Annotated in this window: 5 protein-coding genes; 2 read left to right on the top strand and 3 right to left on the bottom strand. The window is 53.1% G+C overall.

Annotated features, from left to right (window positions below; genetic code table 11):
- Together Q0294_RS10010 and Q0294_RS10005 are read left to right on the top strand one after the other, a co-directional pair.
- The coding region (locus Q0294_RS10010; protein ID WP_299464218.1) for a nitroreductase family protein at window positions 1-535 on the top strand (535 nt) is incomplete at its 5' end.
- A gap of 90 nt (window positions 536-625) precedes the next feature.
- Window positions 626-1,939, top strand: a complete 1,314-nt coding sequence (locus Q0294_RS10005; protein WP_299464215.1) for an Nramp family divalent metal transporter — start codon at window positions 626-628, stop codon at window positions 1,937-1,939.
- 454 nt (window positions 1,940-2,393) lie between these two features.
- Here the strand turns inward: Q0294_RS10005 and Q0294_RS10000 are convergent, their stop codons facing one another.
- The 3 genes from Q0294_RS10000 to Q0294_RS09990 form a co-directional block, all read right to left on the bottom strand.
- On the bottom strand, window positions 2,394-3,764 hold the full coding sequence (locus Q0294_RS10000; protein WP_299464212.1) for a hypothetical protein: 1,371 nt from the start codon (window positions 3,762-3,764) through the stop codon (window positions 2,394-2,396).
- A gap of 308 nt (window positions 3,765-4,072) precedes the next feature.
- Window positions 4,073-5,386, bottom strand: a complete 1,314-nt coding sequence (locus Q0294_RS09995) for a glycosyltransferase family 2 protein (protein ID WP_299464209.1) — start codon at window positions 5,384-5,386, stop codon at window positions 4,073-4,075.
- Window positions 5,387-5,523: 137 nt separating this feature from the next.
- Entirely contained in the window at window positions 5,524-7,329 is a 1,806-nt protein-coding gene (locus Q0294_RS09990; RefSeq protein ID WP_299464205.1) for a PQQ-binding-like beta-propeller repeat protein, read from the bottom strand.
- Between the last annotated feature and the right edge of the window lie 596 nt (window positions 7,330-7,925).

Here is a 7,925-nt window from a genome sequence, read left to right as displayed (position 1 = left end):
AGAGGAAATCCGAAAGCTGCTTTCCTACACTCTGCTCTCCCCGACCGCCTTTAATATTCAGCATTGGCGATTCGTGGTGGTCAAAGATCCGGAGTTGCGACAAAAAATCCGGGAGGTCTCCTGGAATCAGGCACAGGTGACCGACGCTTCGCTGCTGGTCGTGATTTGTGCGGATTTGAAGGCCTGGGAAAAAGATCCCCACCGCTACTGGCAAAACGCACCCGAGCCGGTTCAGAAAGCACTGGTGCCGATGATTTTGTCCTATTATAAAGATGACACACAGATCGAACGGGACGAAGCCCTGCGTTCGTGTGGCATGGCCGCGCAGACGTTAATGCTGGTCGCCAAAGAGATGGGCTACGATACCTGCCCGATGGACGGTTTTGACTTCGAGAAAGTGGGGCAACTGATCAACCTGCCCGACGATTATCTGATTTCGATGTTTATCGTTGTGGGGAAAGCAGTCCGCCCTGCCAACGAACGGGCCGGACAGTTGCCATTCGAAGAAGTCGTGATTTACGACCGATTTGAATAAAATTTGGCCGGCGAACCCTTATTTTGAGGGACCCGTTTGTTAAGATGCAGTCCATTACTTTCTTTTATTTAGAAAATACTGCAGGTTTTTATGAACAACGAACCGTCTTCGAATCCATTCAAACGTATTCTCAGCAGTCTCGGTCCCGCGATTATTACCGCGTCGGTGGTGCTGGGGCCGGGCAGTATTCTGTCGGCTTCAAAAATCGGTCACACCTATGGCTACCAGATGATCTGGGTACTGGTGATCGCCGTGATTATGATGATCGCGATGACGGCGCTCTCGGCCCGGTTGGGAATTCAACTGGAGGGGACGATCTGTGAAGAGCTGGCGAAGCGCGCCGGGCGACCGATTGCCGCGGCGACGGGCATCATCCTGTTTTTGATCGCCGCCTGTTTTCAATTCAGTAACAACCTGGGAATTCTGGCAGCGGTCGAGCCGTTCATTGAAGATAAGAGCAACGTCTCGATCGGCATCATTGTCGGCATGAACGCGTTCATTATCATGGCCTTGTACGGGTTCAAACATCTGTACGGTCTGATTGAAAAACTGATGAAGCTGCTGGTGGCGATCATGATGATCGCGTTCGCCATCAATCTGTTTCAGGTGAAGCCGGACTGGGTGGCGGCGATCACCGGTTTCATTCCTTCGATTCCTGAAGGGACCTTCGATACGATTCTGCCGAAATGGGATGCATCGACGAAAAAAGTACAGGACTTAATGACGCCGCTGGTGGCCTTGTATGCGACCACCTTTTCTGTGGCGGGTGCTTTTTATCAATCGTACCTGGTGCGGCAGAAAGGCTGGACGCGAGCCAATCTGAAACAGGGGCTGATCGACTCGACACTGGGCATTAGTGTGCTGGGGCTGATTACAATGATGGTGCTGATCACGGCTGCGAAAGTCCTCTATCAGAATCCGGACGTCACCGCATTGAATTCCGTGTCTGATGTGGCGAAAAGTCTGGAGCCGGCGTTTGGCAAATCGGCGATGGTGATTTTCTCGCTGGGGATTTTCGCCGGTGCTTTCAGTTCGTTTCTGGTTAACGCAATGATTGGCGGCTCGATTCTGGCCGACGGCTTCGGCTTAGGCGGTTACATCGATCAGAAGTGGCCGAAACTGTTCACTGTGCTCGCGCTGCTGGTGGGCATGGGCGTCGCCATTTATACGAAATCGATGGGCGTGAAACCGGTGGGCCTGATTATCTTCGCGCAATCGCTGACCGTGTTAGGTATTCCGATGCTGGCCATCGCCATGCTCTGGCTGGCCACCCGCGCCGACATGAAAGGCGTGAATTCCATCCCGGCCTGGATGAAAATTCTGGCCTTTATCGGCTTGATCTCTTCAGTGTTCCTGGCCCTCAGAACCGCCGTCAATCTGCTGCTGCCGTTAATAAATGGATAGGCTGAATTTAATCACGATCCTGGGATCTGAAAAGGTGTCGGACACCTTTGATTCACGTGGCAGCGCGGAGGTAAAAGGTGTCAGGACCCTTTATTTGCTTTTTGGTTCCTGTATCAAAACCGGTGGCTAGCGCCATTCCGCTCACGGGAACAATGATGTAGAAACAGTTCGAATTTGTTTTGGTGTAGTGAAACCAAATCGTAGGGGCGTGACCTGTGTGTCCGCCCGCCTGACTGCGTTCAATGTTCTCTCGTGTGTGGAGGGAATTGGTTGAATGAAAACGATTTGAAATTCAATAAACGAACCGCCGATAGAGTCAAGATAACAGGGATGTAGCTGGAGAAAAGCGGACATATTTTTGAGGTGCTTGTATCAAAGTGAGCGGCACGGCGCGAGCCGCCGTTTTTGTGTTGGGAGGCCTTAAAGGTGTCGGCCACCTTTGATTCACCTGCTTTCAAATTTGTTCGCGATAAAACGACTCAAGGTCCTCTGCGATGAAGAAGTTGGGACGGAATCCGTTCGTGTCATCAAGGTAAGCGAACGCGAGCCCGGATTCGTTCAACAATTTTTGATACAGATAATCATTGAGAAATTCCATGACATGCTGCCAGGGTGTGACGTTGTCTTCCAAATCTACTGCGGGATCCGTGAGATCTTTGGCCTGCGCTGCCGTTAAATTTGCCGTGTGAATGTCTTCGGCGGCGAAAGCGAAGCCCCCTGCGCCGTCGACGAGAAAAGCGCCGTAGTTATAAAGTGCGTCCAGAAAAATACGGACAATGGGAGGCAGGTTTTCGTCTTTAATGAGATCGGTTGTCGAATGCGTGGTTCCGTCTCGATCATAGAGTTCGTCTCTCAAGCCAATGCGTTGCCCGGCGGCCAGGGCGTCGGGGTCAGCAATTCCGTTCGAAAACTCGGTGTGCGTCGCCGGGTAAACCCAGTTGGGAGGATGTGCCGGCAGGGGCTCCGGAAAGTAACGCAGTCGAGGCATGGCAAAGATCAGGGCATGCTGAATCTTCGATTCAATACCGTCCGCCAGATCTTCCGGCAGCAGCAGGCCGCCCAGATAGGGGAGCCCCGTGGCGCGCGAACTGCCATTCGGATCAATTTCTGGATGACGCGCGCCTACGCCGGCTGCATCAAAACGCGAGACAGAGCCTGTCGCCAGGATCTTATCCCCGACGGTCCCGCCGCCGGCTGACAAGCCGTTCGCGTCGAGCAGTGTGGTGACTTGCCAGAAATCATACTCGATTTTTGCCTGGACATCATAGAGGATCATTGCACCGTCTGAATCCTTGCCCTGCGGACCGCTGGGACGAAAGGAGCCGTCGGGCTGGGGGACATCCAGAGCTTTGAACCCGCTTTGTTTATTTCCGGTGCGCGGAAACCACGCTGAGGGAAACGATTCGATATTATAAGGCTGCAGGTTAACCTCGCCGGTGATCACATTCCCGACGGCGTCACGTTTCACGCGAAAGATCGGAAATGAAAAATCGTCGTGGTTGACGAAGGGAAACTGAGCATTCCCTCCGCCGCCGTTTTCGAATTTTTTTTCGTGTTTTGTGATCTTGTCCTTAAGTTCCAGATAGTCGGGGGTCCCCTCTTCGCCATTGTCGCTCATGGTTTGCAGATCTTCCCGCTGCGCAGCGAGTCTGGTTTCACTGTATTTCTTGAAAATATCAAAGGTCGCGCGCGACTGGCGTTCACAGATCTCAGCGGACTTACATGCAAGAATCGCCTGGTTCCACGGGCTTGCCGGCCCGCATTGGTTCCTGAACAGCGGTAAATCAAACTGGAACGGCCGCGGAAATTCAGGTGTTGCCATCATTGCCTCTTCACTGTCCGGACGAAAAGATAACTCGGAATCAAAATGAGCATTGGGCTACATTTGATCAAATATCATCCTGAAGAGCCAACCAAATCAGAGAAAAAACATGTTTGCCGGAAAAGATTCTCAATAGAAAAAAGCAGGCAGCACGGATGATCCGTCTCATCGACTTCACGCACATGAGCAGGCAGTGATCCGTCAACCCGGTGGCTGTTGCATCTCGTTTTAAAGTTCTCAACGGAATGTTCTCAACCGAATTTACGAATTGCAGATACTTCTATCATCAGTATCGGGCAATCATACGTCACTCAGATCGAAACGTTTTCCAGTTCGGCTCTGACACTTACCGGCGCTGGTTTCTGGAACGGCTCGTAGTGGTTGATATAGACTTCGAACGGCGCAGGCACGTAATAGATGACGCCGCGCCAATTGATGATACGGGTGCGCATCGCGGCAATCAGGCAGGCACAGAACAGATAAGGCATCAGCCAGAGATAACCCAGCGTCTTGAACGGGTGGCGACGGAACCGACCGCCGCGGGACTGCACGAGCTGCTCAATCCGTGACCCCAGGCGATAGATCGAAAACGCCACCGAACCGCCGGCAAAGGCCAGCACTCCCGCGACCAGGCCGGCTGCCAGCTGCTGTCCCTGATTCAGGAACAGCAGCCCCAGCACGATCAGGATTGTTTGGGCGAGCGCCGAAATAAATCCAATAGCCGCAATGAACGGGAACTGCGCGTGATAAAAACGGGCATTGACCATCTGACGCGTAATAAACCGCAGACTGGAATCGAAGGCAATGGCTTCCGCATTGATCATCGTCGCTGCCGGTGCGAAGACCAGTTTTAGATTCAGTTGATCGGCAATCGCTTTCAGACCGGTATCTTCCCACATCATTTTCGAGAGCGTGTTTGTCAACAGTGGATCTTGAAACATGGAACGGCTCAATGCGATTGAACCTCCCCAGGCAACGTCCATCGACAGCATCTGCAATACGGCCGCCGCATTCCACGCATGCCGCACCAGCGTGCCCGCGTTGGTCGACTGTGGTGCATACCAGCGGATACCAGAGGCAATCCCGACTTCGGCATCTTGCAAAGGGGCAACCAGATCGCGCAGCCAGTGACGATGGGGAACCACGTCCGCATCCAGCCAGGCCACCACTTCCACATCGGCAGACACACTTTGAATCGCCTGCACCAGAGACGCATTCTTCAAACCGCAGCCCGTCGACTGCTGATGGCGAAGACTGACCTCACAATTGGTATGAGGATGCGTACGCAGATATTGATTCACAAAGCCCAATGCCGGATCACTGACATGATCGACGACAATCTTGACCCGATAATCCGGATAATCCTGATTCAACAGCCCATCCAGGCAATGTACCAGAAACGGATCACTGCCGCGGAGTGACAGAATCACTGTCGCGAGAGGTGTGTAATCGTCTACAGTCCGCTGCTGTAGAATTCCACGATACAGGCGGGCTGCACGAGCGCCCCAATACAGATACAGGACCCCAAAGATGATCAGACAGAGTGAACAGACCGTTGCCAGCAGATACATGGAAATCACCTTCATTGATGCAGGATCGTTTGGAATACAGGCCCGTCGGCTCACAAACATCCTGTTTCAATCAACGGCATATACTACGTATTCTCTCCATTTTAATATAGGAAATCTGCGGTAACAACAAAAATAACAAAAAGTTTGCCGATTAGAAAAACTTGTCGCACTGGCAACGGGACAGACGCTGTTTACTTCACAACCGGCAGCCGATACGCGGCCGCCTGTTCGGAGTTGCGCACATATAAACGCTCACCGATCAGCACCGGATGATTCCAGGTTTTACCATTCAGGGCAGAAAACCGCGCCAGCTCCTGATGTCCTGACGGATCTGCTTTGAGCAAAACGACTTCGCCCTGCTCGCTGATCACCAGCAGATGCCCGGAGTCTTTGACCAGCAGCACCTGGCCTTTTCCGTAGCGGCCCCCTTTCCACTTGCGTTTCCCGTCTTTGAGATCGAAGCAAGTGAAGATCGTTCCATCAAAACCGTAGGCATGCCCTTCAAAGATCACGAAGTCATTAAAGTCCGGCTTCAGGCCCGTTTCAATCCAGACCTGCTCTGCCGCCCATTTTCCGTCGTTGTTCGAAACACGGATCTTCTGAATTCCTTGTCCTATGCCAGTCGCAATCAGAATTTCATTCTCGCCAACCAGCTGGGGCTGCAACGTACGCTGCCCTTCAAAGGGACAGTCATACTTCAGCAGAACCGCACCATCGACGGGATTCAGCAGCGTGAGTTCCTTGTTCGTCAGCATGGCAATCACGGGCTGATCGGCGATGGTCAACAGAGCCGGCGAGCTGTAAGAATGATCGCCGGCGGGAGCCGACCATTTTAACTCTCCCGTTTCCGTATCAAAGGCCAGCAGCCCTTTCTCATCCTTGCCGCCGGCATAGATGATGACGGTCCCGTCTACGACCAGCGGCGAAGAACTGAAACCCCACATCGGCGGTTCCCGATCTGCCACTTTGCGAATGTCCTGCTGCCAGACAATCTTGCCTGTCCCCGGATCCAGCCGCAGCACATGCCCGCTGGCCCCCATCACATACAGCGCACCGTCCGCCAGCACAGGTGTCGCCCGCGGGCCGGGACCGCCCAGCGCGTCAAAAAATCGGGCTTTGATTTCCTGCTGCCAGAGTTCTGTTCCCGTCTCCGCATTGTAACAGACGATCAATTCCTCCTCGCCCCGCTGCTCCTGAGTAAACAACAACGGACCGGCGACCACAAACGAAGACCAGCCGGGCCCGACAGGCATCTTCCACAGCGGCGTGCCCACTTCGGGCTTCCAGTCGGCATCGAGTGAGACCCCTGTGATGACGCCGTCACGCAACGCACCACGAAAGCCGGGCCACTCCGGTTCTGCCAGCGCGGTCTCCAGTTCCGCAGCCGTCAGGACTGACTGTTCTGCAGAAGGTTCCACATTCTTTTGTGCCAATAATCGATCTTCAACGGTTGGCGTCCAGCGCCAGGCCAACGCCATGTCATAGTCACCCCACATCCCTTCCGCGCGGAGTAACAGCGAAAAGACAAAACCCAGCACCGAGCAGGCGACAATAATATAAGTGCGTTTCACCGAACGCAGGCGGGAGACCAGCACCGCCGTGATCCCGAACAGCCCCAGCCCCATCGGCGCGGTGAGTACCATCACGCCCGGCCCTTTCATCGTCGGGTCGATCAACGCCAGCGTCGCTCCTCCTGCCAGTAGAACCACAAACAGACCAATCAGCTTTTCCTTCCACGTCGCGCGGCTGGCGAGCACCCACCACACCAGAATCAGCCCTCCACACACCAGAGGCCCGAACACCGACATCATCAGCGGCAGAACGGAATTCGACTCCACCAGCTGCGGCATCATCCGCGTCACCACCATCCCGATCAACAACAGAATCGGCGGCCAGATGCGCAGCGGCTTCAACTCGCTGATGGCAGATGCTCCTTCACTGGCGGCAGGTTCTAAGGGAGGGGTGGCGTCTGTTTCCGCGTGATTGCTGTCTGTCATAACTAACCCTGTTGTGAGATGGAAAAAAGGCCGGATTGCCTTCCGCAACTGAAACCCGCAGAACATCCCGCGCGTCCCGACCTGTCTCAATTCTGTAACTGTAACGGGTCTGATTACGGTGTCAAATGCAGGAACTGTGATGTGAAGCAGCTATCTGAATTCGGATCTTGGAAGATGTTCGAAGTCTTTATCGTCTTCAGCTCATATGAATTCAGGGGGGACTCGTTTTTATCTGCGGATACATTATGAATAACGGAAGCTTGCAGCTTATTTATTTGGTTATGTTCCCTGGTTTGGTCGTGGAAGCTTTCTTGCTTTTCTACGATTAACCAAGAAATGGAAAACCTCTCCTTCAGGGACAAAAATAGAAGTTTGAGAGAAAAATTTTCTTTGAATCGTTTTTAGCGGTTCTGTGTATGGCAGCCTACCAGGATCAGAGATATTTTCTTTTGTTGCAACTGCTAGCCAAATATCAATCAATATTTGACGCTCGGATTCAGAGAGTTCTTGTCTGGTCTTTTGTTTGACTTGGGCCTCGTGTGATTTGATTAGATATGTTGTGAAGTTCCCCAGAAATAGTGGGCGCTGGGTTTAGG

Source organism: uncultured Gimesia sp. (genome assembly GCF_937919775.1).
GTDB lineage: Bacteria > Planctomycetota > Planctomycetia > Planctomycetales > Planctomycetaceae > Gimesia.
Note: the sequence above shows the minus strand (reverse complement) of the source record. Positions and strands in the feature narration are given on the sequence as shown.